Annotated in this window: 26 protein-coding genes; 14 read left to right on the top strand and 12 right to left on the bottom strand. The window is 73.1% G+C overall.

Annotation, left to right across the window (positions count from 1 at the left end; genetic code table 11):
• Nucleotides 1-172 precede the first annotated feature (172 nt).
• A complete protein-coding gene (nadA, locus tag A6A27_RS06585; protein ID WP_073833757.1) occupies nt 173-1,348 on the bottom strand; it encodes a quinolinate synthase NadA in 1,176 nt (391 codons plus the stop codon).
• Nucleotides 1,349-1,416: 68 nt separating this feature from the next.
• Here nadA and A6A27_RS06580 point away from each other — a divergent pair, with 68 nt between their 5' ends.
• From A6A27_RS06580 to A6A27_RS06570, 3 genes are all read left to right on the top strand, one after another.
• Entirely contained in the window at nt 1,417-2,553 is a 1,137-nt protein-coding gene (locus tag A6A27_RS06580; RefSeq protein ID WP_073833648.1) for a glycerate kinase family protein, read from the top strand.
• Nucleotides 2,554-2,717: 164 nt separating this feature from the next.
• Nucleotides 2,718-3,086, top strand: coding sequence for an iron-sulfur cluster insertion protein ErpA (gene erpA, locus A6A27_RS06575; protein ID WP_073833647.1), 369 nt, complete (start codon nt 2,718-2,720; stop codon nt 3,084-3,086).
• Nucleotides 3,087-3,308: 222 nt separating this feature from the next.
• Nucleotides 3,309-4,286 (top strand): carbohydrate kinase family protein, encoded by a 978-nt coding sequence (locus tag A6A27_RS06570; protein WP_073833646.1) that lies wholly within the window; start codon nt 3,309-3,311, stop codon nt 4,284-4,286.
• A gap of 65 nt (nt 4,287-4,351) precedes the next feature.
• Here A6A27_RS06570 and A6A27_RS06565 read toward each other — a convergent pair whose 3' ends face one another.
• Complete coding sequence (locus A6A27_RS06565) at nt 4,352-4,579, bottom strand: sulfurtransferase TusA family protein (RefSeq protein ID WP_073833645.1); 228 nt, start codon at nt 4,577-4,579, stop codon at nt 4,352-4,354.
• A gap of 67 nt (nt 4,580-4,646) precedes the next feature.
• A complete protein-coding gene (locus A6A27_RS06560) occupies nt 4,647-5,798 on the bottom strand; it encodes a cysteine desulfurase family protein (protein ID WP_073833644.1) in 1,152 nt (383 codons plus the stop codon).
• Nucleotides 5,799-6,039: 241 nt separating this feature from the next.
• Between A6A27_RS06560 and ctaC the strand changes: the two genes are divergently transcribed.
• Together ctaC and A6A27_RS06550 are read left to right on the top strand one after the other, a co-directional pair.
• Complete coding sequence (ctaC, locus tag A6A27_RS06555) at nt 6,040-7,011, top strand: aa3-type cytochrome oxidase subunit II (protein WP_073833643.1); 972 nt, start codon at nt 6,040-6,042, stop codon at nt 7,009-7,011.
• Between the two features lie 10 nt (nt 7,012-7,021).
• A complete protein-coding gene (locus A6A27_RS06550; RefSeq protein WP_073833642.1) occupies nt 7,022-7,447 on the top strand; it encodes a cytochrome c oxidase subunit 4 in 426 nt (141 codons plus the stop codon).
• Between the two features lie 205 nt (nt 7,448-7,652).
• Here A6A27_RS06550 and A6A27_RS06545 read toward each other — a convergent pair whose 3' ends face one another.
• From A6A27_RS06545 to A6A27_RS06530, 4 genes are all read right to left on the bottom strand, one after another.
• Nucleotides 7,653-7,862: a hypothetical protein gene (locus A6A27_RS06545; RefSeq protein WP_073833641.1), complete on the bottom strand. Its 210-nt coding sequence runs from the start codon at nt 7,860-7,862 to the stop codon at nt 7,653-7,655.
• Between the two features lie 187 nt (nt 7,863-8,049).
• Nucleotides 8,050-9,096, bottom strand: a complete 1,047-nt coding sequence (gene trpD, locus A6A27_RS06540; protein WP_073833640.1) for an anthranilate phosphoribosyltransferase — start codon at nt 9,094-9,096, stop codon at nt 8,050-8,052.
• Nucleotides 9,097-9,173: 77 nt separating this feature from the next.
• Nucleotides 9,174-9,572 (bottom strand): hypothetical protein, encoded by a 399-nt coding sequence (locus A6A27_RS06535; protein WP_073833639.1) that lies wholly within the window; start codon nt 9,570-9,572, stop codon nt 9,174-9,176.
• A gap of 147 nt (nt 9,573-9,719) precedes the next feature.
• Entirely contained in the window at nt 9,720-10,673 is a 954-nt protein-coding gene (locus A6A27_RS06530) for a cytochrome c oxidase assembly protein (protein WP_073833638.1), read from the bottom strand.
• 108 nt (nt 10,674-10,781) lie between these two features.
• On the opposite strand from A6A27_RS06530, the gene ctaE reads away from it, so the two are divergent.
• The 5 genes from ctaE (at nt 10,782) to A6A27_RS06505 (ending at nt 15,970) form a co-directional block, all read left to right on the top strand.
• Nucleotides 10,782-11,381, top strand: coding sequence for an aa3-type cytochrome oxidase subunit III (ctaE, locus tag A6A27_RS06525; RefSeq protein ID WP_073833637.1), 600 nt, complete (start codon nt 10,782-10,784; stop codon nt 11,379-11,381).
• Nucleotides 11,382-11,453: 72 nt separating this feature from the next.
• Complete coding sequence (gene qcrC / locus A6A27_RS06520; RefSeq protein WP_073833636.1) at nt 11,454-12,287, top strand: cytochrome bc1 complex diheme cytochrome c subunit; 834 nt, start codon at nt 11,454-11,456, stop codon at nt 12,285-12,287.
• Nucleotides 12,288-12,354: 67 nt separating this feature from the next.
• Nucleotides 12,355-13,440 (top strand): cytochrome bc1 complex Rieske iron-sulfur subunit, encoded by a 1,086-nt coding sequence (gene qcrA, locus A6A27_RS06515; protein ID WP_073833635.1) that lies wholly within the window; start codon nt 12,355-12,357, stop codon nt 13,438-13,440.
• Entirely contained in the window at nt 13,437-15,062 is a 1,626-nt protein-coding gene (qcrB, locus tag A6A27_RS06510; protein ID WP_073833634.1) for a cytochrome bc1 complex cytochrome b subunit, read from the top strand. The genes qcrA and qcrB overlap by 4 nt, the downstream gene beginning before the upstream one ends.
• A gap of 206 nt (nt 15,063-15,268) precedes the next feature.
• Nucleotides 15,269-15,970, top strand: coding sequence for a DUF4142 domain-containing protein (locus tag A6A27_RS06505; protein WP_073833633.1), 702 nt, complete (start codon nt 15,269-15,271; stop codon nt 15,968-15,970).
• Between the two features lie 64 nt (nt 15,971-16,034).
• On the opposite strand, the gene A6A27_RS06500 is transcribed toward A6A27_RS06505, so the two are convergent.
• From A6A27_RS06500 to A6A27_RS06480, 5 genes are all read right to left on the bottom strand, one after another.
• Nucleotides 16,035-16,322 (bottom strand): Lrp/AsnC family transcriptional regulator, encoded by a 288-nt coding sequence (locus A6A27_RS06500; RefSeq protein WP_073833632.1) that lies wholly within the window; start codon nt 16,320-16,322, stop codon nt 16,035-16,037.
• Between the two features lie 52 nt (nt 16,323-16,374).
• Nucleotides 16,375-17,220: an NTP transferase domain-containing protein gene (locus A6A27_RS06495; protein ID WP_083672478.1), complete on the bottom strand. Its 846-nt coding sequence runs from the start codon at nt 17,218-17,220 to the stop codon at nt 16,375-16,377.
• Between the two features lie 92 nt (nt 17,221-17,312).
• Complete coding sequence (locus tag A6A27_RS06490) at nt 17,313-17,852, bottom strand: NUDIX hydrolase (protein ID WP_073833631.1); 540 nt, start codon at nt 17,850-17,852, stop codon at nt 17,313-17,315.
• Nucleotides 17,853-17,900: 48 nt separating this feature from the next.
• Nucleotides 17,901-19,691 carry a RelA/SpoT family protein gene (locus A6A27_RS06485; protein WP_073833630.1) on the bottom strand — a complete coding sequence of 597 codons (1,791 nt, stop codon included), beginning with the start codon at nt 19,689-19,691 and terminating at the stop codon, nt 17,901-17,903.
• 127 nt (nt 19,692-19,818) lie between these two features.
• The gene (locus tag A6A27_RS06480) at nt 19,819-21,576 is read right to left on the bottom strand and encodes a DEDD exonuclease domain-containing protein (protein WP_073833629.1); all 1,758 of its coding nucleotides are present in this window, start codon (nt 21,574-21,576) and stop codon (nt 19,819-19,821) included.
• Nucleotides 21,577-21,703: 127 nt separating this feature from the next.
• Here A6A27_RS06480 and A6A27_RS06475 point away from each other — a divergent pair, with 127 nt between their 5' ends.
• From A6A27_RS06475 to A6A27_RS06460, 4 genes are all read left to right on the top strand, one after another.
• Nucleotides 21,704-23,164, top strand: coding sequence for an NYN domain-containing protein (locus tag A6A27_RS06475; RefSeq protein ID WP_073833628.1), 1,461 nt, complete (start codon nt 21,704-21,706; stop codon nt 23,162-23,164).
• A 163-nt stretch (nt 23,165-23,327) separates the two neighbouring features.
• Entirely contained in the window at nt 23,328-23,543 is a 216-nt protein-coding gene (locus A6A27_RS06470; protein ID WP_073833627.1) for a hypothetical protein, read from the top strand.
• A gap of 192 nt (nt 23,544-23,735) precedes the next feature.
• Entirely contained in the window at nt 23,736-24,995 is a 1,260-nt protein-coding gene (locus A6A27_RS06465; protein ID WP_073833755.1) for a M48 family metallopeptidase, read from the top strand.
• Nucleotides 24,992-26,116, top strand: a complete 1,125-nt coding sequence (locus A6A27_RS06460) for a glycosyltransferase family 4 protein (RefSeq protein WP_073833626.1) — start codon at nt 24,992-24,994, stop codon at nt 26,114-26,116. Before A6A27_RS06465 ends, A6A27_RS06460 begins: the two co-directional genes overlap by 4 nt.
• The last annotated feature ends 452 nt before the right edge of the window (nt 26,117-26,568 follow it).

Here is a 26,568-nt window from a genome sequence, read left to right as displayed (position 1 = left end):
GCTCACGATGTGCATCGCTACCCACAATGGGGCCGCAGGAAAACGACCCGCGTCTTTCGTCGCCCCGGCAGCATAGCCCTCCGTGACGAGAATGGAATCGGTCACATCACCAGCGAGGGCACGAACCGGGGTGTCCGGTGCGTTTCCGTACCAGTGATGTGACCGAGGGTGATCAAGCGCCGGGGAGTGCGAGCATCTGGTCCAGTGCCGCCCGGGCGTGCCGCGCGGTGTCCGGGTCGACGGTGATCTGGTTGACGACCCGGCCGGCCACCAGCTCCTCCAGGGCCCACACCAGGTGCGGCAGATCGATCCGGTTCATCGTCGAGCAGTAGCAGACCGCCCGGTCCAGGAACATGATCTGCTTGTCCGGGTGGGCCAGCGCCAGCCGGCGGACCAGATTCAGCTCGGTGCCGACCGCCCACGCCGAGCCGGCCGGGGCCGCCTCGATGGTCTTGATGATGTACTCGGTCGAGCCCACGTGGTCGGCGGCGGTCACCACCTCGTGCCGGCACTCCGGGTGGACCAGCACGTTGACCCCCGGCACCCGCTCCCGGACGTCGTTGACGCTGTCCAGCGTGAACCGGCCGTGCACCGAGCAGTGCCCGCGCCACAGGATCATCTTCGCGTCGCGGAGCTGCTCCGGGGTCAGCCCACCGTTCGGCTTGTGCGGGTCGTAGAGGACGCAGTCGTCCAGCGAGTAGCCCATCTCCAGCACCGCGGTGTTGCGGCCGAGGTGCTGGTCGGGCAGGAAGAGCACCTTCGACCCCTGCTGGTACGCCCAGTCCAGCGCCCGCTTCGCGTTCGACGAGGTGCAGACCACGCCGCCGTGCCGGCCGACGAAGCCCTTGATGTCCGCCGAGGAGTTCATGTAGGTCACCGGGACGGTATCCTGCGCCACGCCCAGCTCGGTCAGCACGTCCCAGGCGGTCTCGACCTGCGACAGCACCGCCATGTCGGCCATCGAGCAGCCGGCGGCGAGGTCGGGCAGGATCACCTGCTGGCTGTCCGAGGTGAGGATGTCCGCGCTCTCCGCCATGAAGTGCACGCCGCAGAAGACGATGTACTCCGCGTCGGGGCGGGCCGCCGCCTCCCGGGCCAGCTTGAACGAGTCGCCGGTCACGTCGGCGAACTGGATCACCTCGTCGCGCTGGTAGTGGTGGCCCAGCACGAAGACCTTCGTGCCCAGCGCGGCCTTGGCCGCCGCCGCCCGGGCCACTAGGTCCGGGTCGCTCGGCGCGGGGAGGTCACCCGGACACTCCACGCCGCGTTCGGTGGCGGGGTCGCTGCCGCGGCCGAGGAGCAGCAGCGCGGTGGCGGTGTTGGAGGGCTCAACCCAGGTCGAAGTCACGTCCCCCATGGTCCCACAGCGCGCCCGGCGTACGACCACCGTCGGTGTGGCCTGCCACACTGCTCGGCATGCGCGTGCTGCTCTGTCCGGACAAGTTCGCCGGCACGCTGCCGGCTCAGGAGGTGGCCGCCGCGGTGGCCGAGGGCTGGCGGACCGTGGCCCCCGGGGACGAACTGCTGCTCCGGCCGCTCGCCGACGGCGGGCCGGGGTTCGTCGCCGTCCTCGCCGAGGCGCTCGGCGGGCGGCGGCTGCCGGTCCCGACCGTCGACCCGCTCGGCCGCCCCGCCGCCGGTGAGATCCTGCTCACCGACGACGGCACCGCGTACCTGGAGAGCGCCCAGGCGTGCGGGCTGCACCTGCTGTCGGCCGCCGAGCGGGACCCGAAGGCCACCACCTCGTACGGGCTGGGGCTACTGGTGGCCGCGGCGGTCGAGGCGGGGGCGCGGACCCTGGTGATCGGGCTGGGCGGCTCCGCCACCAACGACGGGGGCGCCGGAATGCTCATCCCGCTCGGCGTCACCGCACTGGACGAGGCGGGCCGGGCCCTGCCGTACGGCGGGGCGGCGCTGGCCGCGGTGGCCGCGCTGGACGGCGCGCCCCGGGTCCGCGGCGCCACCCTGATCGCCGCCACCGACGTCGACAACCCGCTGCTCGGGCTGCACGGCGCCAGCAACGTCTACGGCCCGCAGAAGGGCGCCACGCGGGAGGACATCCTGCTGCTCGACGGCGCGCTCGAGCGCTGGGTCGAGGTGCTGGAACGCGAGCTGCCCGACTGTCCGCCCGGGTTCGCCGCGCGGCCCGGCGCCGGGGCGGCCGGCGGGCTCGGCGCGGCGGTGCTCGCCCTCGGCGGCCGGTGTGAGTCCGGCATCGGGCTGGTCAGCCGGGCCATCGGGCTGGACGCGGCGCTGGACGCCGCCGACCTGGTGATCACGGGGGAGGGCTCCTTCGACCACCAGTCGCTGCGCGGCAAGGTGGTCGCCGGGGTGGCCGGGGCGGCCCGGGACCGCGGGGTGCCCTGCGTGGTGCTGGCCGGCCGGGTGAGCACCGGGCGGCGGGAGGCCGCCGCGGCGGGCGTGACCGAGGCGTACAGCCTGGTGGAGCACTTCGGCGGCGAGGAGCGCGGCGGGGAGACGGCGGCGCTGGAGCGGCCCGCCGAGGGGCTGCGCGCGCTCGGCGCCCGCCTGGCCCGGCAGTGGAGCCGCTGACCGCTGCCTGGCCTGCGGCGCGGCTCACCCGCCGCGGATCACGCCACCGGGGGTGGCGCGCGGCGGGGCGGCGTACGATCGGATCTGGACCACACCGGGAATGACTGGGCGACGGGAGATGTTGGCCAGTGCGTCCGGACCCACACGCGCAGGGAGATTTCCACGTGACCACGCCAGCGCAGACCGAGTCGACCGAGGCCAAGGCCCCCAGCACCGTCGTCCTCACCGACGTCGCGGCGCAGAAGGTCAAGGCCCTGATCGAGCAGGAAGGCCGCGACGACCTGCGGCTCCGGGTCGCGGTGCAGCCGGGCGGCTGCTCCGGCCTGCGATACCAGCTCTTCTTCGACGAGCGGTCGCTCGACGGTGACATCGTCACCGACTTCGACGGTGTCGAGGTCGTCGTCGACCGGATGAGCGCCCCCTACCTGGCCGGCGCGACCATCGACTTCGCCGACCGGATCGACGCCCAGGGCTTCACCATCGACAACCCCAACGCCGGCAACTCCTGCGCCTGCGGCGACTCGTTCAGCTGAGTCGACGCCGGCCGGCCCGGATGGGCCGCGACGGCTGACATACGGACACGGCGGGACCGCCCTCACCGGGTGGCCCCGCCGTGCTGTCTCCGCCTCCGGCAGGTGTCCACGCGGTGACCTTCATACGTGCGGAGTATGGCCGGTTGTCGACCGACCCCGGTCCGCCCGGGCTGAGTGACCGGTAGGCTGACCCGCGCCGTGCTCCCGACCGCGAGGGTTGACATGAAGATCGCCGTGACCGGCTCGATCGCGACCGACCACCTGATGAGCTTCCCCGGCCGGTTCGCCGACCAGCTCATCGCCGACCAGTTGGACAAGGTGTCGCTGTCCTTCCTCGTCGACGAGCTGGTGCTCCGGCGCGGAGGCACCGCCGCCAACATCGCCTTCGGCATGGCCCAGCTCGGCCTTCGTCCGGTGCTGCTCAGCGCGGTCGGCGCGGACTTCGCCGACTACCGCTCCTGGCTCGAACGGCACGGCGTGGACTGCGACTCGGTGCACATCAGCGAGGTGGCGCACACCGCCCGGTTCGTCTGCACCACCGACACCGACATGTGTCAGATCGCCTCGTTCTACGCCGGCGCGATGAGCGAGGCTCGCAACATCGAGCTGGCCCCGGTGGCCGACCGCCTCGGCGGCCTGGACCTGGTGCTGGTCAGCGCCAACGACCCGGCCGCGATGATCCGCCACTCGACCGAGTGCCGGGAGCGGGGGTACGCCTTCGTGGCCGACCCGTCGCAGCAGCTCGCCCGGATGGACGGCGGCGACGTGCTCGGCCTGGTCGACGGCGCCGACTACCTGATGACCAACGAGTACGAGAAGTCGCTGCTGCAGAGCAAGGCCGGGCTGAACGACGCGCAGCTGCTGGACCGGGTGCGGGTGCGGGTCACCACGCTGGGCAAGCAGGGCGTGGAGATCGCCGGCCGGGACATCGACACCATCCACGTGCCGATCGCCCGGGAGATGCAGGCGGTCGACCCGACCGGCGTCGGCGACGGCTTCCGGGCCGGCTTCTTCGCCGCCCTCGACTGGGGCGTCAACCTGGAGCGGGCCGCCCAGGTGGGCTGCCTGCTCGCCACCCTCGTGCTGGAGAACTTCGGCGGCCAGGAGTACGAGGTCCGCCGGGACCTGTTCGTCAAGCGGCTCGCCGAGTCGTACGGGGACGCGGCCGCCGAAGACGTCCGGCCGTACCTGCTGCCGTGACCTCCGGCCCACCTGCCCGGGGCGCGTGACGCAAACCTCTTGACCACCGGGGTGGGCCGGCCGGATCAGCGGCTGCGGCGGACGTCGTAGGCGGGGGGATCGGGGTGGGCGGCCAGGAACTCCTGGTCGCGCATCCGGCACCAGGCGGGGATGTCGACGGCGGCGGCCGGGTCGTCGGCGAGCACCCGGACCACCGCGCCGACCGGCAACTCGGGCAGCCGGCGGGCCAGGTTGATCACGGGCAGCGGGCAGCGCTGCCCCCGGCAGTCGAGCACCTCCTCCGGTTCCCTCACGCCGCCGCCTCGCTCCGCTCCGCGGCGGCGCGCGGCGCCGCGCTACTGAACTTGATGGTTCGCTCGCTCACAGGCCGGTGACCCCCGCCTCGGCGCGCAGGTCGGCGACGATCCCGGGCAGCTCGGCGAGGAAGCGGTCTACGTCCGCCGCCGTGGTGTCCCGGTGCAGCGACACCCGGACGTTGCCGTGCGACAGCACCCCCATCGCCTCCAGCACGTGCGACGGCCGCAGCGTCGACGAGGTGCACGAGGAGCCGGAGGAGACCGCGAAGCCCCGCCGGTCCAGCGCGTGCAGCAGCGCCTCGCCGTCCACGTAGAGACAGGAGAACGTGACCAGGTGGGGGAGCCGGTCGACCGGGTCGCCGACCACCTCCACGTCCGGCACCTCGGCCGCCACCCGGTCCCGGATCCGGTCCACCAGCGGCGCCAGCCGGGCCGTCTCGGCCGCCGCCTCCGCCGCCGCCGCGCGCAGGCTCGCCGCCGCCGCCACCACCGCGGGCAGGTTCAACACCCCCGGGGTACGCCCCGACTCCCGCTCGTCGGCCGGGAACGGCGACTCCCACCGGGTGCCCTTGCGGACCACCAGCAGCCCGACGCCGGGTGGCCCGCCCCACTTGTGCGCGCTGGCGCTCAGCACCGACCAGCCGGCCGGCAACGGCGCCCGGCCGACCAGTTGCGCCGCGTCGACGTACAGGGGCACCCCGGCCTGGGCGCACGCCTCGGCCGCCGCCGGCACCGGCTGCACGGTGCCCACCTCGTGGCTGGCCGCGATCAGCGCCGCGACGGCCACCCCCGGCGCGGCCACCGCCGCCGTCCAGGCGTCCAGGTCCAGCCGGCCCAGCCGGTCCACCGCCACGGGCACCGCGTCGCCGCCGGCCGCCACGTGGCGCTCCGCGGCGTGCAGCACCGCCGAGTGCTCGATCGCGGAGTGCACCAGGGTCGCCCCGACCCGGCGCCGCCCGGCCAGCCCGCCCAGCACGGCCGCGTGCGCGGCGCTCGTACCGCTGGGGGTGAAGGAGAGCTCGTCGGCGCGGACGCCGAGGGTCTGCGCGGCGGCCTCGCGGGCGGCGTCGAGGAGCTGGCGGGCCCGGCGGGCCTGGGTGTAGAGCCGGCCGGGGTCGGCCCAGCCGTCGTCCAGCGCGGCCAGCAACGCCTGCCGCGCGACCGGGTGCAGCGGGGCGGCGGTGGCCGCGTCCAGGTAGACCGGGGACGGGTTCACGCCGCCGCCTCGCTCCGCACCGCGGTGGCGCGCGGCGCCGCGCCACCGCGCCTGATGGTTCGCTCGCTCACGACTGCCGACGCTATCGCGCCGCCCGCCCGCGGGACCCCCGATGGGGGCGGACAGTGACCCCAACACGGTCAGGCCCGTCATGGTCGAGTAATCTGCGACCGTCGGTGACGCCTTTGCCGTCGGTACGGAGAGAAACCCCCACCGCGGCGCGCTAGGGAGGCAGGACCAGGTGGTCGCAAGGAGTTCGGAGGTACGGTCGTCGGCCGTACGGCACAGCGCTTCCCCGGGGGCCGGTGGGCACCGGCGGCGTGGTGCTGGTCGGCTCGCCGGGCTCGGTCTCGGCGGAGCCGCGCTGCTGGTGCTGCTCACCGGCTGCGACGTCGGCGCGACGTTCGACGGCTTCGGGTGGCCGCAGGGCGGCATCACCCCGGAGTCGCACCGGATGTACGACCTGTGGATCGCATCCTGCATCGCGGCCCTGGCGGTCGGCATCTTCGTCTGGGGCCTGATCTTCTGGTGCGTGATCCGCTACCGGAAGCGGGGCAACGCGCTGCCGGTGCAGACCCGCTACAACATGCCGATGGAGTTCCTCTACACGATCGCGCCGATCCTGATCGTCTCGGTGCTCTTCTACTACACGGCGATCGTGCAGACCGGCGTGGACAAGACGACGAAGAACCCGGACGTCACGGTCGAGGTCGTCGCCTTCAAGTGGAACTGGCAGTTCAACTACCGCGACGGTCAGGGCCGCGACGCCAACACCGTCGCCTCGGTCCTCGGCACCAGCGAGGTCATCCCGATCCTGGTGCTGCCGACCGGCAAGTCGATCCGGTTCGAGGAGCAGAGCCGCGACGTCGTGCACTCGTTCTGGGTGCCGGAGCTGCTGTTCAAGCGGGACGTCTTCCCGGGCAGCATCCGGAACGTCTTCGAGGTCACCAGCCTCGACCAGGAGGGCGCGTACGTGGGCCGCTGCGCCGAGCTGTGCGGCACCTACCACGCCTTCATGAACTTCGAGCTGCGGGTCGTCTCGCCGGCGAAGTACGACCAGTTCCTGGCGGCCAAGAAGGCCGGCAAGTCGACCCAGGAGGCGCTCACGGCCATCGGCGAGAAGCCGATCGCCGACAAGACCGTGCCGTTTGACACCCGGCGCGACAAGAACAACTTCAACCCGAGCGGCGCCGGCGCCGGCGCGGGCAGCTGAGGGGGCCGGCATGAAGACCGAGTGGAAGATCTTCCTGACCGTCGCGACGTTCCTCTTCGGCGTCGGCATCCTCTACGCCGCCTGGACGTACGGCGAGGGCGGCCGGGTCGAGTGGGTCGGCACGGTGGCGCTGGTGCTGTCCTTCCTGCTCTGCTCGATGTGCGGTGGCTTCTTCTGGTTCGTCTCCCGCCGGATCGACCTGCGCCCGGAGGACCGGCCGGACGCCGAGGTCGCCGACGGCGCGGGCGAGGTCGGCTTCTTCAGCCCCGGCAGCTACTGGCCGTTCGGCCTGGCCCTGGCCGCGTCGATCGCCGGCCTGGGGCTGGTCTACTGGCAGATGTGGCTGCTCGGCGTGGGCCTGGTCGCGGTGATCTTCGCCGCCTGCGGCCTGCTCTTCGAGTACTACTCCGGCACCCGCCGGACCGCCGAGCACTGAGCTAGCGGCTCGTCCCGAGGCCCGCGTCCCGTTGGGACGCGGGCCTCGACGCATAGGTCCAGGGGTGCGGGCGGGTCGCGCCCAGGCACCGAGCCCGGAGGGCGGATCTTGGTGCTTGATCGACTCCGCTTCGCCGACCTGGGGGTGTCCGGTTACCCGGGATCCCCCACGTCGGCGATCTGGCGGCGGGGGAGCGGCCGCTGGGTCAGGCGGCGCGGCGGTGCGCCGGGCGGGCGCCGCGGCGACGCTGCTCCAGGCGCGGTGCGCGGAAGGCGAAGGTGGCGATCAGCCGGGCCGCGCCGCAGCCGGTGCAGACCAGCTCGGGGCAGTCGGCGCCGTGACCGTCGACGCAGGGCGGAGTCTCGAACAGCGCAACGCCCTCGCAGGTGTCGCAGTGGAACTCGCGGTCCGACACGGGCGTCTCCTCTCGTACCCGGTGCCCGCCGTGGGCGGTGCCCGCATTGGCGGAAAACGGAAAATTACTCCCGTGTAGTTTGGCACGCCGGTCTGACACTTCCTGGCGTGGGCCCGCCCCGGCCTGCCGTCCCGGGACGCCTCCAGGCGTACCAGCGGGGTGTGACAGCGCCCGGCGGCGGGCGGTGTCAGAGCGAGCGGGCGACCTCGAGCCAGCGGTCCAGGACGCTGGCGGCGGCACCCGAGTCGATGGACTCCGCCGCCCGGGCCAGGCCGGCCCGCAGCGCCTCGGGCAGGTCGCCGTCGAGCGGGCCCTGGGTGGCCAGCGCGACCGCGGCGTTCACCAGCACCGCGTCGCGGACCGCGCCGGTCTCGCCGGCCAGCAGCCGCCGGGCCACCCCGGCGTTGTACGCGGCGTCCCCGCCCCGCAGGTCGGCCAGGGTGGACCGGGGTACCCCCAGCTCCGCCGCGTCCAGCAGCGCCTCCCTGACGGTGCCCTGCTGGGCCACCCAGACCCGGGTCGGCGCGGCGGTGGTGAACTCGTCCAGCCCGTCCTCGCCGCGCATCACCACCACCGAGTCGCCCCGGGCCGCGAAGACGGCCGCCATCACCGGCGCCATCCGCAGGTCGAAGCAGCCGACCGCGCCGGCCCGGGGACGGGCCGGGTTGGTCAGCGGGCCGAGGAAGTTGAACGCGGTCGGCACGCCGATCTCCCGGCGTACCGGGCCGGCGTGGCGCATCCCCGGATGGAAGCGGCCCGCGAAGCAGAAGCCGATGCCGGCCTCGGTGACGCACCGGGCCACCTGCTCGGGGGCCAGGTCCAGCGGGACACCCAGGTATTCCAGCAGGTCGGCGGTGCCGCACGAGGAGGAGGCGGCGCGGTTGCCGTGCTTCACCACGCGGACGCCGGCCCCGGCCACCACCAGCGCGGTCATCGTGGAGATGTTCACCGTGTGGGCGAGGTCGCCGCCGGTGCCGACCACGTCCAGCGCGGTGGCCCGGATCTCCTCGGGGAGCTCGACCTGCACCGACCGGCCGAGCATCGCCTGCACCAGGCCGGCCAGCTCGGCGGGGGTCTCACCCTTGGCGCGCAGCGCCACCACGAAGCCGGCCACCTGCGCGGAACTGGCCGAGCCGGTCATGATCTCGTCCATCGCCCAGGCGGTGTCGGCGGTGGAGAGCTCCTCGCCGCGCAGCAGCGCGTTGAGCAGCAGCGGCCAGGTCCGGTCGCCCATGGCGGCCCTCCCGTGTGGGGTGAGAGCGGGGGTGGAACGGCGCCACGGCCTCGTTGCCGTGGCGCCGAAGGGGTCGCTCAGGCCGCGGCGTGCGTGCGCCGCAGCAGCTCGGCGACGGTGGTGCCGGTGGTCACCGGGTCGAGCGGGTGGGTCAGCGTGGCGTCGACCTCGGCGTACGCGGCCAGCCAGCGGTCGGCGGCGCGGGCCAGCACCACGCAGGTCGGCGGGGCGTCGTCCCGGTCGTCCTTGATCTGGCGGGCGATGCCGAGGCCGCCGCCCGGGCTGGCCTCACCGTCCAGCAGGAGCAGGTGGATCTCGTAGTCGTCGACCAGCCGGACGCACCCGGCGTAGTCGGCGGCCTCCACGAACTCGATCTCGAGCCCGGGCGCGGGCCGGGTGCCGACGGCGAGTCGCATCCGGTCGCGGACCTTCGGGTCGTCGCTGTAGAGCAGGACGGTGTAAAGACGATCGCTCATCGCTGGCTGGCTCCCACCTCTGTAGCTGCCCGCTGATCGTAGCGGGCGTCACATCCGGCCGGTCGGCCCGCCCTGGCGTGCCACCCGACGGCTCCAGGTCGCTGCCCGGTGTCGGACGCGCCGAGCTGGAGTTGACGCCAGGGCAGCTCAGGCGGTGGCCTCGGCGGCGCGCTCGCGGGCCTCCTGGCGGTCCAGCTCGCGGTCCAGCCGGCGGGCCTCGCGCTCGGAGTGCTTGATCCACTGGACGACCAGCACGGCCAGCATGGTGACGCTGACGAACTCGCCGCCGGCCCACAGCACCCCGCCGGCGACCACCTGGTCGTTCGCCGGGTCCGACCAGGTCAGGTGCAGCGACGGGTACCAGTCGCCGCCGAGCAGCGTGGTGCTCTGCATGATGGTGAGCCCGAGCACGGTGTGGAACGGCACGGAGAGCACCATCAGCAGCGCGCGGGCCGGGTGCGGCCAGCGGCCGGGCAGCGGGTCGAGGCCGAGCAGCGGCCAGAAGAACACGCACCCGGTGGCGATGAAGTGCGCGTGGACCAGCTCGTGCGCCCACCCGTGCTGCAGGGTGTACTCGTACAGGTTGGTGAAGTAGAGCACGAACGGGTTCACCACGAAGATGGCGAACGCTACCAGCGGGAAGGTGTAGATCCGCGCGATCCGGCTGTGCACGATCGCCAGCAGCCGCTTCCGCGGGCGCAGCGGCAGGGTACGCAGGGCGAGCGTCACCGGGGCGCCCAGCGCCAGGAAGATCGGCGCGACCATGGACAGCACCATGTGCTGCACCATGTGCACCGACAGCAGGGTGGTGTCGTAGGCTCCCAGCCCGCTGACCGTCACCGCCGCGATGCCGCCCAGGCCCGGGCCGAGGAAGCAGACCGTGCGCAGGACCGGCCAGTGGTCGCCGCGCAGCCGCAGCCGGTACACGCCGTAGAGGTAGAGGCCGGCGGCCAGCACCAGCCCGACGGCGAGCCAGTTGTCCAGCCGGGTCTCGGTGAACACCCGGGCGATGGTGAAGGGCGGCGGGACGCCCTCGCCCCCGGCGGCCAGGGTCGACGGAGCGGCCGAGGTGGCGGCGAAGATCGGATCGACGTGCAGCACGCTTTTCAGGGTAGGTCAGGCGAAGCGGACGTCCCCGATCGGGCCACTGATGGCACGGGATTGCCACCCCGCTGATCGTCGGTCCCGGTCAAGGGCAATAATGACCGCGTGACTGCGGCCCCAGCCATTGACAAGAGCCGGATCCACTCCCTGACGCGCCCCAACATGGTCAGCGTCGGGACGATCGTGTGGCTCTCCAGTGAACTCATGTTCTTCGCGGCGTTGTTCGCGATGTACTTCTCGATCCGCGCGGCGGCGCCGGAGCAGTGGGAGAAGCACACCGAGGTCCTGAACATCCCCTACGCGACCACCTTCACGGTGATCCTGGTGCTGTCCTCGGTGACCTGCCAGCTCGGTGTCTTCGCCGCCGAGAAGGGTGACGTCCACGCCCTGCGGCGGTGGTTCACGATCACCTTCGTGATGGGCCTGATCTTCGTGCTCGGCCAGGCGAACGAGTACCGGACCCTGGTGCACGAGGGCGTGAAGATCAACGGAGACGGTTACGGGTCGATGTTCTACCTGACCACCGGCTTCCACGGTCTGCACGTGACCGGCGGTCTGATCGCCTTCATCATCTTCATGATCCGCACCACCATGGGCCGGTTTACCCCGGCCCAGGCCACGTCGGCCATCGTCGTGTCGTACTACTGGCACTTCGTCGACGTCGTGTGGATCGGGCTCTACGCCATGATCTACTGGCTCCAGTGATCTTGGCGCGTCACGTATCGCGCCGCTGCTTCGTCCCCTGAGACAAGGTCCAACCGGTTAAGGACACAGGTCATGACTTCTGACAACGACCGCCGACGCGGTCTGCTCGCGCGGCTGCGCGGGCGGCCCGTAGCGCGCAGCAGGGGCCGCCGCCGGCTGGGTGCCGCGGTCCGGCTGGCCGCCGCGCTGATGCTGGCCGGCGGTGCCTACACCCTCTTCGCCCCGGGCGTGCAGGCGCAGGAAAACCCGCCCCTGAGCGCCGCCGCCAACGAGGGCAAGGCGCTGTTCGACGTGAGCTGTGTGACCTGTCACGGCCGCAACGCCCAGGGCGTCGCGGAACGCGGTCCGAGCCTGATCGGCGTCGGGTCGGCCTCGGTGGAGTTCCAGGTCAGCAGCGGTCGGATGCCGATGGCCCGGCAGGAGGCCCAGGCCCCCCGCAAGAAGCCCCAGTTCACTGACGAGCAGGTGCGCCAGCTCGGCCAGTACATCCAGGAGCTGGGCGGCGGTCCGCAGGTCCCCCAGGGCAACCTGCGTGAGGGCGCCGACCTCGCCACCGGTGGTGAGCTGTTCCGGATCAACTGCTCGCAGTGCCACGCGTTCAGCGCCGGCGGCGGTGCCCTCTCCTCGGGCAAGTACGCGCCGAGCCTGTACCCGGCCACCGACCGGCAGATCTACGCCGCGATGCTGAGCGGCCCGCAGAACATGCCGGTGTTCGGCGACAACCAGATCTCTCCGCAGGAGAAGGCGGACATCATCGCCTACATCCAGGAGAACCTGAAGGACACCCAGGACCAGGGCGGTTTCAACCTGGGCCGGTACGGCCCGTCGACCGAGGGCCTGGCGGCCTTCCTGGTCGGCATCGTCGCGCTGGTCTTCACGAGCCTGTGGATTGCGGGCAAGTCGTGACCGAGCGGATCATTCGTTTCAGTGCTGTGGCGTCGACCCCCGGCGCCACCCGTAGCGAGGTGACGGCATGAGCACCCACACCGAGCACCAGGCCCCGGCGGGCCGGGAGCCGCTCGACGTGCACGACCCCCGGCTCTCCCGGTTCGAGGTGGTCCAGGAGGGCGCGCGGCGGGACGACATCGAGATCGTCCACTACGAGCCGCAGGTGGTCCCGGGCAGCAAGGCGGAGCGCCGGCTGACCCGCACGGTCGCCCTGATGTTCCTGCTGACCGGTGCGGCCGCGACCGCGTTCCTGATCATCTACATCTGGTGGCCCTGGGAGTGGGCGCCGGGCCGCGGTGGCGACAAGTACTTCACGCCGCTGCTCGGCCTGAGCCTCGGCATCGCGCTCCTCGGCATCGGCTTCGGCATCCTCACCTGGGGCAAGAAGCTGCTGCCCAAGGAGGTGTCGATCCAGGACCGGCACGACCAGCCGAGTTCCCCGGAGGATCGCAAGATCACCGGCGAGACCATGCTCTTCCTGGCCGACGAGATGGGCGTCCGGCGTCGGCCGCTGCTCGGCGTCTCGCTGCTCGCCGGCCTGGTGCCGGTCGGCGCGGTCGTCGCGGCGCCGCTGATCGGTGGCCTGATCTCCGACCCGCACAAGAACAACCAGATGTTCACCACCGGCTTCAAGCCGGAGAACGGGAAGAAGATCCGGCTGGTCCGCGAGGACGGCCGGCCACTCCGCCCGGCGGACGTCAGCGTCGGCGGCCAGCTCACCGTCTTCCCGGGCATCAACGGCGGCGTGAGCAACAAGCACGCCGACTCGCCGACCCTGCTGATCCACCTGCGGGAGGAGGACGCGCAGAAGTCGCGCGAAGCCAACGCCCGGATCGGCCACGGCGACTACATGTGGGGCAACTTCGCGGCATACTCCAAGATCTGCACGCACGCCGGTTGCCCGGCCAGCCTCTACGAGCAGCAGACCAACCGGCTGCTCTGCCCGTGCCACCAGTCGCAGTTCCTCATCACCGACAACGCCAAGCCGGTCTTCGGCCCGGCCAGCCGGCGGCTGCCGCAGCTGCCGATCGAGGTGGACGCGGAGGGCTTCTTCGTGGCGAGGTCCGACTACACCGAAACCATCGGCCCCGACTTCTGGGAGCGGCCATGAAGCGCCGAAAGTTTGACGTAGCCGCGGTGCCGGCCAGGAGCGCGGGCGCGCTGGACGACCGCTTCCAGGCGGCCACCCCGCTGCGGAAGCTGCTGAACAAGGTCTTCCCGGACCACTGGTCGTTCCTGCTGGGCGAGATCGCGCTCTTCTCGTTCATCGTCCTGATCCTGACCGGCGTCTTCCTGACCTTCTTCTTCGAGCCGGCGATGACCGAGGTCATCTACAACGGCAGCTACGCCCCGCTGCGGGGCACCCCGATGTCGGCCGCCTACGCCTCCAGCCTGAACCTGTCGTTCGACGTCAGGGGCGGTCTGATCATGCGGCAGATGCACCACTGGGCGGCCCTGCTGTTCATGGCCTCGATCGTGGTGCACATGCTCCGGGTCTTCTTCACCGGCGCGTTCCGCAAGCCGCGTGAGACGAACTGGATCATCGGCTCGCTGCTGTTCTGGGTCGGCTTCCTGGCCGGCTTCACCGGCTACTCGCTGCCGGACGACGGCCTCTCCGGCACCGGTCTGCGGATCGCCTCCGGCATCATGCTGTCGATCCCGGTGATCGGCTCCTGGGTCACCTCGTCCATCTTCGGCGGGGAGTTCCCCGGCACCATCATCATCAGCCGGTTCTTCATCGCCCACGTGCTGCTCATCCCGGGTCTGCTAGTCGCCCTGATCAGCGTCCACCTGGGCCTGGTCTTCAAGCAGAAGCACACCCAGTGGCCCGGCCCCGGCCGGACCAACGAGAACGTGGTCGGCGAGCGGATGTTCCCCCGCTACGCGCTCAAGCAGGGCGGCTTCTTCATGGTCGTCTTCGGCGTGATCGCGCTGATGGGTGGTCTGTTCCAGATCAACCCGATCTGGTACTTCGGCCCGTACGAGGCGTGGGTGGTGTCGGCGGCCAGCCAGCCTGACTGGTACGTCATGTTCCTCGACGGCTCGACCCGACTGATGCCGGCCTGGGAGATCAACATCCCGATCGGCGACGGCTACGTCATCCCGCCGCTGTTCTGGCCGACGGTCGTCCTGCCCGGCATCCTGGTCGGCCTGTCGCTGTTGTACCCGTTCCTGGAGGCCCGCCGCCTCAAGGACTACCGCCACCACAACCTGCTCCAGCGGCCCCGGGACGTGCCGGCCCGGACCGCGGCGGGCGCGATGGCCGTGGCCTTCTTCATCGTGCTGACCCTCTCCGGCGGCAACGACGTCATCGCCGACAAGTTCCACATCAGCTTGAACGCGATGACCTGGGCGGGCCGGATCGGCCTGCTGATCCTCCCGCCGCTGGCCTACTACTTCACCTACCGGATCTGCCTGGGTCTCCAGCAGCACGACCGGGAGGTGCTGGCCCACGGCGTGGAGACCGGCATCATCAAGCGGCTGCCCGACGGCCGGTTCGTCGAGGTCCACCAGCCGCTCAGCGAGGCCGACCACGACGGGCACGGCGCGCTGGACTACGTCGGCTGGGTGGTCCCGAAGAAGATGAACCGGCTCGGTGCCCTGGGCCCGGCGATCCGGGGCTTCTTCTACCCGATCGAGAAGCCGGCCGAGGCGCCGGTGTCGCCCGGGCACCCGCCGGTCGAGACCCGACCGGAGCGGGAGGAGATCACCAGCGGCGAGAGCCGCCGCTGATCCGCTCGCACGACTGACCGTGGCGCCCGCCGGATTCCCCGGCGGGCGCCACGGCCGTTTCCGGGCCGGGTGTCCCGTCCCGCCCGCCGCGTGCCGGACGCTCTCGCTCCGGCGGCCCGCCACCCCCCGACACGGACGGGTGGAATCGCAGGAATAACCCCGGTCAGCCGGGTATCCGTGCGGTCCAACGAAAAAGGGGGGGAAAGATGTTGGGTATCAAACGCCTCGGACTGCTCGCCACCATGGTGGTGGTCGGGCTGGCGCCCGCTGCGGCGGCGCAGGCCGCGGCACAGCCGTCGACGCAGGACACCCAGTACCTGCAGGCGATGCACCAGGTCAACCTGTTCGAGATCACCTCGGGCAACCTGGCCCAGCAGAAGGGCCAGAACGCGCAGGTGAAGGACCTGGGCAAGCAGTTCGTGACGGACCACACCCAGCTGGACCAGACGGTCAAGTCCACCGCACAGCAGCTGAACGTCCAGCTGCCGAACAACCCGACCGCCGACCAGCAGAAGGTCCTCGACCACCTGAACACCCTCAGCGGCGCCGCGTTCGACAAGGCGTGGGTGACCGCCGAGCTGGCCGCCACCGTGCAGGCCATCCAGGCGACGCAGACAGAGATCTCGCAGGGCTCCGAGCAGTCGGTGATCACCCTGGCCCAGGACGCGCTGCCGGTGCTCCAGGCGCACCTCGACGCGCTGACGGCCCTGGCCCAGACCCTGGGCGTCCCGGTGCCGCAGACCAGCGCCAGCAGCGGCACGCCCAGCCCGGGCGGCAGCGCCACCACGGGTCCGGGCGGCACCGAGTCGCCGGCTCCGGGCGGTACCGAGTCCCCGGCTCCGGGCGGCACCAGCACCGAGACCCCGGCCCCGGGTACCACGGAGACCCCGGCGCCGAGCACCAGCTGACGCCATACGGCCGACGGTGGCCGGTCCGCCCCTCCGGGGTGGGCCGGCCACCCGGCGTGTCGGGCTAGTCCGCGCCGGCCAGCCCGATCGCGAACGCCTCCTCCAGGTCGTGCTGGGAGTAGGCCCGGAACGCGATGTGCGACTCGGTGTTGATCACGCCGGGGACCTTGGAGATGCGGCCCGCGATGACCTGGGCAATCTGCTCGAACTCGCGGACCCGGACCATGGCGATCAGGTCGACGTGGCCGGCCACCGAGTAGACCTCGCTGACGCCGGGGAGGTTGGCCAGGGTCTCGGCCACCTCGGGGATGGAGTCGGTGGCGCAGTCGATCAGCACGATCGCGGTGATCACGGGACATTTCTCCGTTCGTCGACGTCGTGGCCCATGCTAGAGGCTCTGCCGGTCAGGCCGTCCCCGGCTCGGGGATCCGGCCGGCCGGGACGGTCAGCTCGGCGCCGGCCCGGATCGCGTCGGTGAGGCGCTCGTCCGGGCCGACCGTCGCCCCGGGCCAGACCACCACCCGGGTGGCCGTGCCCCGGACCACCGCGCCCGCCCCGACCACCGACCGCGCCAGCCGCCCGGTGACCGTGGCGGTCGGATCGACCAGGCTGCCGCCGCCGGCCGCGTGCAGGTTCGCCGCCAGGTAGTCGGCGGCGGTGCCGGTGTCGTAGAAGGTGCCCCGGTAGGGCACCACGGTCAGCGCACCGGCCGCCTCCGCCGGCCGCCACACCGCCCGGACCAGGTCTCCGAAGGCCGCCGGCAGGTCGCGGACCAGCCGCCAGGGCAGCAGCGAGAACCCGACGAACACATGGCCGCTGAAGGTGCCGGGGGCCGCCGGCTCGGCGGCGGGCTGGCCGAGCAGGCGTACGCTCCGCCCGTCCCAGCCGTCCAGCAGCGCCGCCACGTCCGGCCCCGGTGGGGCGTCCGGATCAGCCAGGTACGCGTCGGCGTTGCCGACCAGCACGCCCCGGCCGGCGATCCAGTCCCGCAGGTTGCCCAGCCCACCCGCGGTGCCGAGCGGGTCGCCCGGCTCGACCGACAGGTGGGCCCGTCCGCCCACGTGCGCGACCACCTGGTCGCCCAGGTAGCACGCGTTCACCGCGACGCGCTGCGGACCGGCCAGGCCGAGCCCGGCCAGCCGATCGAGGGCCCGGTCCAGCAGCGGTACGTTGCCGACCGGGCAGAGCGCCTTGGGCAGCCGCCCGGTGAGCGGGCGCAGCCGGGTGCCCTCGCCCGCGGCGAGCACCACGGCGCAGACGTCCACCGCCGCCCGCCAGCCGGCGCCGGTCGGACCGGTGGGACGCCCCGTGCCGGCGGGGCCGGGACGCGGGCCGGGGCCGGTCACGGGGCCGGTGGCGCCGCCGGCGGGACCTCGCCGACGCGCGGGCCGATGCCGTAGTGGGCGAGCAGGTTGGCGGTCGCCCGGCTCAGCCGCGGCAGGTCGTCCAGCGGGTGCCAGGCCGCCTCGAAGACCTCGGCCCCGTCCACCGTCAGTTCCGTGGTCGAGGCCGGCACCTCCGCCTCGAAGACCACGTCCACCCAGCCCTTGGCGTGCACCACGGCGTTGGGCACAGCCGGGCGGAGCCGGTCGGGGGAGAGCCGGACGCCCGACTCCTCGTACAGCTCACGGGCCGCGCCGACCACCGGCGCCTCGCCACGTTGCAGCAGGCCGGCCGGGAGGGTCCAACTGTAGCCGGGCGGTTGGCGCAGCAGCAGGATCCGCCCCGCGCCCTCGGCCTCGGCGTCCCGGACCAGGGTGACCGCGCCGACGACGTACTTCGGCACGGCGAGCCGCACCAGGCGACGCCGCAGCGGGACGGGGAGCCGGTAGAAGATCTGGTAGCCGATGGCCCGTCCGGTGGCACGCGCGCGGGGGATCATGCCTTCAGGCTAGTGGCCGGACGGCCCCGCCGGATGAGCGGCGTTCACCTACTGCCGGTGGTCGACGAGATCGATCAGCTGCTGGACCACCGTGTCCGGCTCGACGGCCCGGTCGAAGACCGCCACCAACAGGGTCTCCAGGTCGGGGTAGCCCAGCTCCTCGGAGAGCCGCAGCAGCGGCAGGTCGCTGGCCAGGCCCCGGTTGTGCTTGCGCAGCGCCAAGCCGATGCTGCCCCGGCCGAGGCGTACCTTGTCGGCGATCGAAATGCCCGGCTCGGTGTGCTCGGCGAACCAGCGGTTGATCTGCATCTGGGCGTGCGGCGACTTGACGAAACGCAGCCACTCCCGGCGCGGTCCGCGCGGTGCCACGTCGGCCTCGAAGCCGCTCTCCGCGTCGCTCTCGGTGAAGATCTCCACGACGTCGCCCTCGTCCAGTTCGGAGGAGAGCGGGGCAAGCCGCCCGTTGATCCGCGCGGCCAGGCAGTGGTCGCCCCGTTCCCGGCCCAGCTCGTACGCGAGGTCGACCGGGGTGGCGCCGGCCGGCAGGACGATCTGCCGCCCGTCGGCGACCACCTGGACCTGCGCCTCCGCCAGGTCGCAGCGCAGCGACTCCATGAACTGCGTCGGGTCCACCGTCTCCTGCTCCCAGTCGAGCACCCGGCGCAGCCAGGCCAACTCGGCCGCCCGGTCGGCGGCACGCCCGGCGGCGCGGGGGAAACGGTAGTGGGCGGCCACGCCGTACTCGGCGGCACGGTGCATCTCCTCGGTGCGGATCAGCACCTCGACCGTCCGGTCCTGCGGGCCGCAGACGCTGGTGTGCAGCGAGCGGTAGAGGTTGTTCTTGGGGGAGGCGATGAAGTCCTTGAACCGGCCCGGCACCGGCCGCCAGAGTCCGTGCACCGCGCCGAGCGCCGCATAGCAGTCGGTGGCCGGGCCGTCCACCACGATGGCGATGCGGGGCAGGTCGTAGGGGGCGGTGTGATCGCCCGCCACGGTGTCCTTCCAGATCGAGTAGAGATGCCGGGGCCGGGGGGAGACCTCCGCGTCGACCCGGCTGCGGCGCAACGCGACCCGGGTCTTCGCCACCACGTCGTCGAGGTACGCGTCCCAGCCCGGCCGGTCGTGCACGTGCCGGGCGATCCGGGCGTGCTCCTCCGGCTGGAGATGCAGCAGCACCACGTCGTCCAGCTCGCGTTTGAGGGTCTGGATGCCCAGCCGGTCGCAGAGCGGGACGAGCACTTCCTGGGTCTTGCGGGCGATCCGTTCCCGGGAGGCGGCGGAGCGTACGCCGAGGGTGCGCATGTTGTGCAGCCGGTCGGCCAGCTTGATGATCAGCACCCGGACGTCCTTGCCGGCCGCGACGATCATCTTGCGGACCGTCTCCGCCTCGGCGGCCTTGCCGTAGAACGCCTTGTCGAACTTGGTCACCCCGTCGACCAGGTGGGCCACCTCGCGGCCGAAGTCCTCCTGCAGCGCCTGGAGGGTGTAGCGGGTGTCCTCCACGGTGTCGTGCAGCAGCGCGGCGACCAGGGTGATGGTGTCCATGCCGAGGTTCGCGCAGATCTGGGCGACCGCCAACGGATGGGTGATGTAGGGTTCGCCGCTCTTGCGGAACTGGCCGCGGTGCATGTTCTCGGCGATGGTGTAGGCCCGCCGGAGCACCGAGGCGTCGGCATTGGCGTGGCTGCCACGATGGGCGCGGACCAGCGCGTTGACCGGGTCTTGGTCGGTGGTGGGCCAGGTGAGCAGGGAGCGCAGCCGGCGGGTCAGCGGCAGCTCCCCCGGCTGGGTCGGAAGCGCGCCGCCCAGGGCGGCGCCGTGTCCGGCGTCGACGTCCACCTGGGACACCTCCTCACCCCGGCCCCCGGCCGTCGGGAGCGGCGACCGGGAGCAGGCCCGCGAAACGGGCAGGACTGCACTTCTCTAACAGCCTAAGGGAGTCGACGTAGTCCGATCGGACAGTTGGTCATGAGCGTTCGGTTGAGAGTTGGTGGGACGCTCCGTTCTCCGCCTTGGTTAGCAGGTCCCGGAACCGGCCCGCGCCCGCGATCGGGGACGCCCAGCCGGACGAGATTTCCACCAGCCGGGTCTCCGGTCGCTCCAACCAGGACAGGATGCGCTCGCTCTCCTCGGCGGAGGCCCGGGGGACCGGGCCGTGGCCGGGCAGCACGGTCTCGGCGGTGGCTCGGATCGCGTTGATGGTCGGTCGCGGATGGACACCGGGCGGGGAGACGCCGGCGCCGGCGAGCCGGCCGTACCGGACCAGGGCCAGCTCCCAACCGCCCCGGGCGGCCGGGCGGGCGGCAGCCAGCTCGGCGATGCCGGTCAGCCCGGCCAGGCGCTGCATCCGCACCGCCGCGCGCAGCACCGCGGTCAGTCGGCCGCGCACCACCGCGGCCTCCTCGTAGCGCTGGGCGAGGGAGAGCACCTCGATCCGGGCGAGCAGGGCGTCCACCACCACCTGCGGGTCGCTGGTGGTGGCGGTACGGAACGGGACGGCGGCGCGGTCGTCGTATTCCTCCGGGGTGATCCGGTGCTCGCAGGGCGCCGGACACCGACCCAGCTCGGCCAACGCGCAGGCCGGCATGGTGGTGCGCCGGGAGAGCCGGTGCGTGCACTGGCGCAGCGGCACGGCGTCGTGGAAGCCGGCGGCGGCCAGCTCGGCGGCCTGCTTCGACCGGAACGGGCCCAGGTAGGCGGTGTCGGTGGGGGCGAGATCGCGCACGATGGACAGCCGCGGGTACGCCTCGTCGGTGAGCTTCAGCCAGACCTGGCGTTCGGGGTACTTGGAGCGCCGGTTGTACGGCGGCGCGTGGGCGGCGATCAGCCGCAGCTCACGGACCTCGGCCTCGAGCGAGTGGGCGCACTCGACGGCCTGGACCCGCTCGGCGGCGGCCAGCATCTCGGAGATCCGGGCCCGCTTCTCCGCGGCGGTGAAGTAGCTGCGGACCCGGGTGGCGATGTCGCCGGAGGTGCCGACGTAGAGCGGCCGGTCGTCGGCGGCCCGGAAGATGTAGACCCCGGGCACCTTCGGCAGCCCGTCGGCGAGGTGCCGCTTGCGGCGCTGGGTGGGGGTGACCGCCCGGGCGAACTCGATCGCCTCGCCGACGGTGTCGACCCGGTGCCCGCCGAGCCGCCCGATCAGCCCGTGCAACACGTCGACGGTGGCCTTGGCGTCGTCCAGCGCCCGGTGCGTCGGCTGGGTGGCCGTGCGGAAGTACGCGGCGAGCGTGCCCAGCTTGCGGTTGGGCACCTCGTCGCGGCTGAGCACCCGGCGGGCCAGCGCCGCGGTGTCCAGCACCCGCGGGTTGGGCCAGCGGTAGCCGTGCTTCGCGCAGGCGGCCTTGAGGAAGCCGACGTCGTACGGAGCGTTGTGGGCGACCAGCACGGCGTCGGCGATGAACTCCAGGAAGCTCGGCAGCACCTGTTCGATCGGCGGGGCGGGGATCAGCATGGCCTGGGTGATGCCGGTCAGCACGGTGATGAACGGCGGGATCGGCACGCCCGGGTTGACCAGGGTGGCGAGCACCCCCAGCTCCTCGCCACCACGGACCTTCACCGCGCCGATCTCGGTGATCCCGCCGCCGTCCGGCGCGCCGCCGGTGGTCTCCAGGTCGACGACCACGAAGGTGGTCGCGTAGAGCGGCAGCGCGGGGTCGACCCCCGAGCCCGCCGCCCGGTCCAGGCCGGCCAGCGCCTCCTGGACGTACTCCGCTCGCGTCACCCCGGGCACGCTAGCGGCGGGGTCCGACACTCCCGTCCCTCCCGTCCCAGGCGTTACCACGGGGCTAGGATGAGAGATCGGCTCACTCACCGGGCGGTGGGCCCGTCCGCGGTGGGAGACTTGCCACATGCCCCTCACCGAGCCGTACGACGACCACTCCTCCGAGGAGGAGCTGATGGCCGCCGTGCACGACGCCGGTGAGGACCCGGACGCGCCGGGCCGGGACCCCGCGGACCTCGCGGACGCCGCCGCAGCCGACGCCGGTGCGGCGATCCCGCCCGAGCCGGAGCCCAGCCTGCCCGAGCCGGTCCGGCAGCGGATCGTGGCGCTCACCGCCGCCGTGCTGCCCGGGCTGCCCGCCGACGAGGTGCCCGTCCCGCTGCGCCGGATCGCCAAGTTCGCCCCCAATCGGCGCGCCCGGTTGGGCGCCCCGGCCATCGCCGCCCAACTCACCGCCGACCCGTTGTTCCGGCAGCGGGTCACCGCACGGGTGCTGGCCGATGCCGGCGACCTCGGCGCGGCCGTGGTGGAGGGGACCGCCCCGGCCGCCGCCGACCCGGTCGAGGTGGCCGCCCTGGCCTACCTGGCCCGACCCCGGGGGTGGCGGGAGCTGATCGAGGCGAGTGGCGCCGCGGTGCGCGCCGAGGCGGACACCGCGGTGGTGGCCGAGCTGGTCCGGGAGGCCGAACAGCGGGCCACCCGCGCCGAGCACGACCGGGCCGTGGCCCGGGTGGAGGCGGAGAAGCTCCGCGACGAGCTCGCCCGGGTCCGGGAGGAGCTGGGGCAGCTCCGCGAGGAGGCCCGCCAGCTGGCCCGCGCGCTGCGGGAGACCCAGACCCGGGAGCGCAAGGCCACCGAGATGCTCGCCACCGAGCGGGGCCGGGCGGCCCGGGCGGCGGCCGACGCCGACGCCGAGCTGCGCCGTGCCCGCGCCCGGCTGGCCGAGGCGGAGGCCGCGGCCGGGGCGGCCCGGGCCACCGCCAAGGAGGCCCGCTCGGTCGACGACGCGAAGCTGTGGCTGCTTCTGGAGACGATCGGGCAGGCGGCCGTCGGGCTGCGTCGCGAGCTGGCCCTCGACCCGGTGGACAGGCTGCCCGCCGACTTCGTTGCGGACGCCTTCGCCGACCAGGCCGCGGTCACCCCGGCCGGCGCGGCCGCCCGCGCCCGGGACACCGACGACCCGGCCCGGCTGGACCAGCTGCTCGCCCTGCCCAAGGCGCACCTCGTGGTGGACGGCTACAACGTCACCAAGCGCGGCTTCGGCGAGATGTCGCTGGAGCAGCAGCGCAAACGGTTGATCAGCGGGCTGGGCGGGATCGCCGCGCAGACCGGCGACGAGGTCACCGTGGTCTTCGACGGCGCGGAGCGGATCCACGGGCTGCCGCCGGCGCCGCGCGGGGTTCGGGTGCTCTTCTCCCGCAAGGGGGAGACCGCGGACGAGCTGATCCGCCGGCTGGTCCGCGCCGAGCCGCCGGGCCGGCCGGTGGTGGTGGTCTCCTCCGACCGCGAGGTCGCCGACGGGGTACGCCGCCACGGCGCGTACCCGCTGGGTGCCGACTCGCTGCTGCGGCGGCTCGCCCGCTCCTGAGGCGACGGCTCGCCCCCGGGTGCCTGATGATCGGATTCGGGGTGGCTGCTGCCTCGTTGTCCGGTTCTGTCATACCCCTGGCCTAGCGTCGTGGTGACCGACGGTGGTCGGGCGGCGACGATCCCGTTTCCCGCCCGTGCCGGCGAGGCGTCTGGAGGCGTTGATGCTCATCGACTGCGACACCTGCGGGATCCGCGGCGCCGGCTGTTCCGGCTGCCTGGTGACCGCGCTGCTCGACACCGGCTCGCCGGCGGCCGGCCTCGGTCCCGCCGAGCACCGGGCGATCGAGGTGTTCGCCCGGGCCGGCTTCGACATCGAGGTGCTGTCGGCCGAGACCGCCGGCTCCACCCGGCGGCCGGGCCGCCGACGGATCGCCTGATCCCCAGGGCGTGCCGCCCCGATGGCCGGGTGCCCGGTGCGGCCGGGTCCGGCGCGTCCCGCTGCCGCACGTTCCGCGAACTCGTGTGGATCATCGAGCCGGGTCCGGCGCGGCCGTACCGGGCAATAGGATGAGCGCTCACGGCGGGAGGAGCGGCATGATCCGGGTACGGCGCGACGGCGGGGTGTGGCGGTGACGCCGCGCGCCTGGGCGCTTCTCACCCTCGCCGTGCTGGCCGTCGTGCTGGCCGTCACCACGGCGCTGCTGATCCCCTGGCATCGGCCCCCGGCGCCCCGCGCCGACCAGTTGGCCGCGTTGCGGTCGTTGCCGGTCGAGCAGGTGGCCCGCGGGCGGGCGTTCCACGGCGCGCTGCGCCCCGCCGGGTGGTCGGCGCTCGTGGTCGGCCTGGTGGTGGCCCTGGCGCTCGGGCTCACCCCGATCGGCGGTCGCCTGGTGGAGCTCGCCGGCCGGCCGTTCGGCGGGCACTGGATCGCCCAGGCGGTGCTCGGCGGGCTCGCCGTGATGCTCCTCGCCGACCTGCTCACGCTGCCCTTCGCCGCCTGGCGGCACACCGTGCTCACCCGCTACGGGCTGAGCACCCAGGGCTGGGGCGGCTGGGCGGTGGACCTGCTCAAGTCGTACGCGGTCAGCGCGGTCATCGGCGCGCTCGCCCTGCTCGGCTTCTACACGGTCGTCCGGCTCGCCCCGCGCTGGTGGTGGGCGTTCGGCGCGGCCGGCGCCGCCGCGCTGGTGGTGTTGCTGTCGTTCGTGCTGCCGGTGCTGGTGGAGCCGGTGTTCAACCGGTTCACCCCGATGGAGCCGGGGCCGCTGCGCACCGAGCTGATGAGCCTGGCCGCCCGGGACGGGGTGCCGGTCCGCGACGTGCTGGTCGCCGACGCCTCCCGGCGGACCCGAGCGGTCAACGCGTACGTCTCGGGGCTCGGGCCGACCCGGCGGGTGGTGGTCTACGACACCCTGCTGCGCGAGGCGACCCCGGCGGAGGTGACCAGCGTGGTCGCGCACGAGTTGGGGCACGCCCGGGACCGGGACGTGTGGGTCGGCACCCTGATCGGGGCGCTCGGTGCCGCCGCCGCGGTGGTGGCCCTCTACCTGATCGGCTCCTGGCCGCCGCTGCTGCGGCTGGCCGGGGTCGACTCGGTCGCCCAACCCCGGGCGTTCCCGCTGTTGATCGCGCTGATCACGCTGGCCGGGCTGGTGGCCACCCCGGTGCAGGCGCTGGTGTCGCGGCGGGTGGAGGCCCGGGCCGACGCGCACGCGCTCGCGCTGACCGGCGATCCGGTCACCTTCGAGGCGATGCAGCGCCGGCTGGCCGGGGTGAACCTGGCCGACCCCGACCCGCCCCGCTGGGAGTACCTCTGGTCGGCGTCCCACCCGTCCACGGTCGAGCGGATGGCCGCCGCCCGCGCCTACGCCAGGGAGATCGGCAGATGAGCCGGACCTTGCTGATCACCAACGACTTCCCGCCGCGGCCCGGCGGCATCCAGTCCTTCGTGCACAACCTCGCCATCCGCCAGCCCCCGGGCTCGGTGGTGGTCTACGCGTCGAGCTGGCGGGGCGCCGCCAAGTTCGACGCCGACCAGCCGTTCGAGGTGATCCGGGAACGCACCAAGGTGCTGCTGCCCACCCCGCTGATCGCCCGCCGCGCCGCGCGGCTGGCCCGGGCGTACGACTGCGACACGGTGTGGTTCGGCGCGGCGGCCCCGCTGGGGCTGCTCGCGGCGGGGCTGCGCCGGCGGGCCGGGATCCGGCGGGCGGTGGCGCTGACCCACGGCCACGAGGCCGGCTGGGCCGCGCTGCCCGGCGCCCGGTCCGCGTTGCGCCGGATCGGGCGGGGCGTGGACGTCACCACCTACCTGGGGGAATACACCCGGGTCCGGCTGGCCCGGGTGCTTGACGGGGTGACCGAGCTGCGCCGGCTCGCGCCGGGCGTCGACGTGGAGACGTACCACCCGTCCGTCGACGGGGAACGGGTGCGGCTGCGGTTGGGCCTGGCTGACCGCCCGGTGGTGGTGTGCGTCTCGCGGCTGGTGCCGCGCAAGGGGCAGGACATGCTCATCCGGGCGATGCCGGAGATCCGTCGCCGGGTGCCGGACGCGGCGCTGCTGATCGTGGGTGGCGGGCCCTACCGGGCCACGCTGGAGAAGCTGGCCCGGCAGACCGGGGTGGAACGCGACGTGGTCTTCACCGGCTCGGTGCCGTCGGCCGAGTTGCCCGCCCACTACGCCGCCGGCGACGTGTACGCCATGCCCTGCCGGACCCGCAACCGTGGCCTGGACGTCGAGGGGCTGGGGATCGTCTACCTGGAGGCCAGCGCGACCGGGCTGCCGGTGGTGGCCGGCGACTCCGGCGGCGCGCCGGACGCCGTTCGGGAGGGCGAGACCGGGTACGTGGTCCGCGGCCGGGACGTGGCCCAGCTCGTCGACCGGGTGGCGACGCTGCTCGCGGACCGGGACCTGGCCCGTCAGCTCGGCGGGGCCGGCCGCGCGTGGGTGGAGAAGGAGTGGCGCTGGGAGACCCAGGCGGAACGGATGACCGCCCTCCTCGCCGGCTGACCGGCGGAGGCCGACGCCCCGCCGTACGCCGACGGCGGAGGTGCCCCGATCGGCGTCCGACGGCGGACATGGCCTCGGAAATCACGGCACTGATACGGCCGGCCTGAACCCGCGCCCTCCGATCCACCGGGCCTTCCTTCCCGTCGGGCCTTCGCGTCCGGCGGCCGCATGTCTCATTCGGACGCTACGAACTTGATGACGTGAACGACTCAGGCCGGGTGGGCGGGTCGTTCGGTCCGGCGTCCGGCGCTGAATCGTCTGCGTCATCAAGTTCGTAGGTGGGGCTGGGTTATCCCGCCGTCGCCGGCGGTGCCAGTTCCTTCGGGTGCTCAGGTGGCTGACGGCGGTGTGCCGGGAGCGCCGTCGCCGTGAGTCGTTGGTGAGGTCAGGTCCAAAGGCGGACTGCGGTTATGGTCCGTCGGGGCGCGGGGCGCGGGGCGCGGGGCGCGGGG

This window comes from Micromonospora sp. CB01531 (genome assembly GCF_001905095.1).
GTDB lineage: Bacteria > Actinomycetota > Actinomycetes > Mycobacteriales > Micromonosporaceae > Micromonospora.
This window is presented reverse-complemented; position numbering and strand designations above follow the sequence as displayed.

What these genes read in the sequence shown, in the direction of transcription:
- A6A27_RS06580 (WP_073833648.1), top strand. Translation starts at nt 1,417, where the DNA reads ATGCGCGTGCTGCTCTGTCCGGACAAGTTCGCCGGCACGCTGCCGGCT.
- A6A27_RS06570 (WP_073833646.1), top strand. Translation starts at nt 3,309, where the DNA reads ATGAAGATCGCCGTGACCGGCTCGATCGCGACCGACCACCTGATGAGC.
- A6A27_RS06550 (WP_073833642.1), top strand. Translation starts at nt 7,022, where the DNA reads ATGAAGACCGAGTGGAAGATCTTCCTGACCGTCGCGACGTTCCTCTTC.
- trpD (WP_073833640.1), bottom strand. Translation starts at nt 9,096, where the DNA reads ATGGGCGACCGGACCTGGCCGCTGCTGCTCAACGCGCTGCTGCGCGGC.
- A6A27_RS06535 (WP_073833639.1), bottom strand. Translation starts at nt 9,572, where the DNA reads ATGAGCGATCGTCTTTACACCGTCCTGCTCTACAGCGACGACCCGAAG.
- qcrC (WP_073833636.1), top strand. Translation starts at nt 11,454, where the DNA reads ATGACTTCTGACAACGACCGCCGACGCGGTCTGCTCGCGCGGCTGCGC.
- qcrA (WP_073833635.1), top strand. Translation starts at nt 12,355, where the DNA reads ATGAGCACCCACACCGAGCACCAGGCCCCGGCGGGCCGGGAGCCGCTC.
- qcrB (WP_073833634.1), top strand. Translation starts at nt 13,437, where the DNA reads ATGAAGCGCCGAAAGTTTGACGTAGCCGCGGTGCCGGCCAGGAGCGCG.
- A6A27_RS06505 (WP_073833633.1), top strand. Translation starts at nt 15,269, where the DNA reads ATGTTGGGTATCAAACGCCTCGGACTGCTCGCCACCATGGTGGTGGTC.
- A6A27_RS06490 (WP_073833631.1), bottom strand. Translation starts at nt 17,852, where the DNA reads ATGATCCCCCGCGCGCGTGCCACCGGACGGGCCATCGGCTACCAGATC.
- A6A27_RS06475 (WP_073833628.1), top strand. Translation starts at nt 21,704, where the DNA reads ATGCCCCTCACCGAGCCGTACGACGACCACTCCTCCGAGGAGGAGCTG.
- A6A27_RS06470 (WP_073833627.1), top strand. Translation starts at nt 23,328, where the DNA reads ATGCTCATCGACTGCGACACCTGCGGGATCCGCGGCGCCGGCTGTTCC.
- A6A27_RS06460 (WP_073833626.1), top strand. Translation starts at nt 24,992, where the DNA reads ATGAGCCGGACCTTGCTGATCACCAACGACTTCCCGCCGCGGCCCGGC.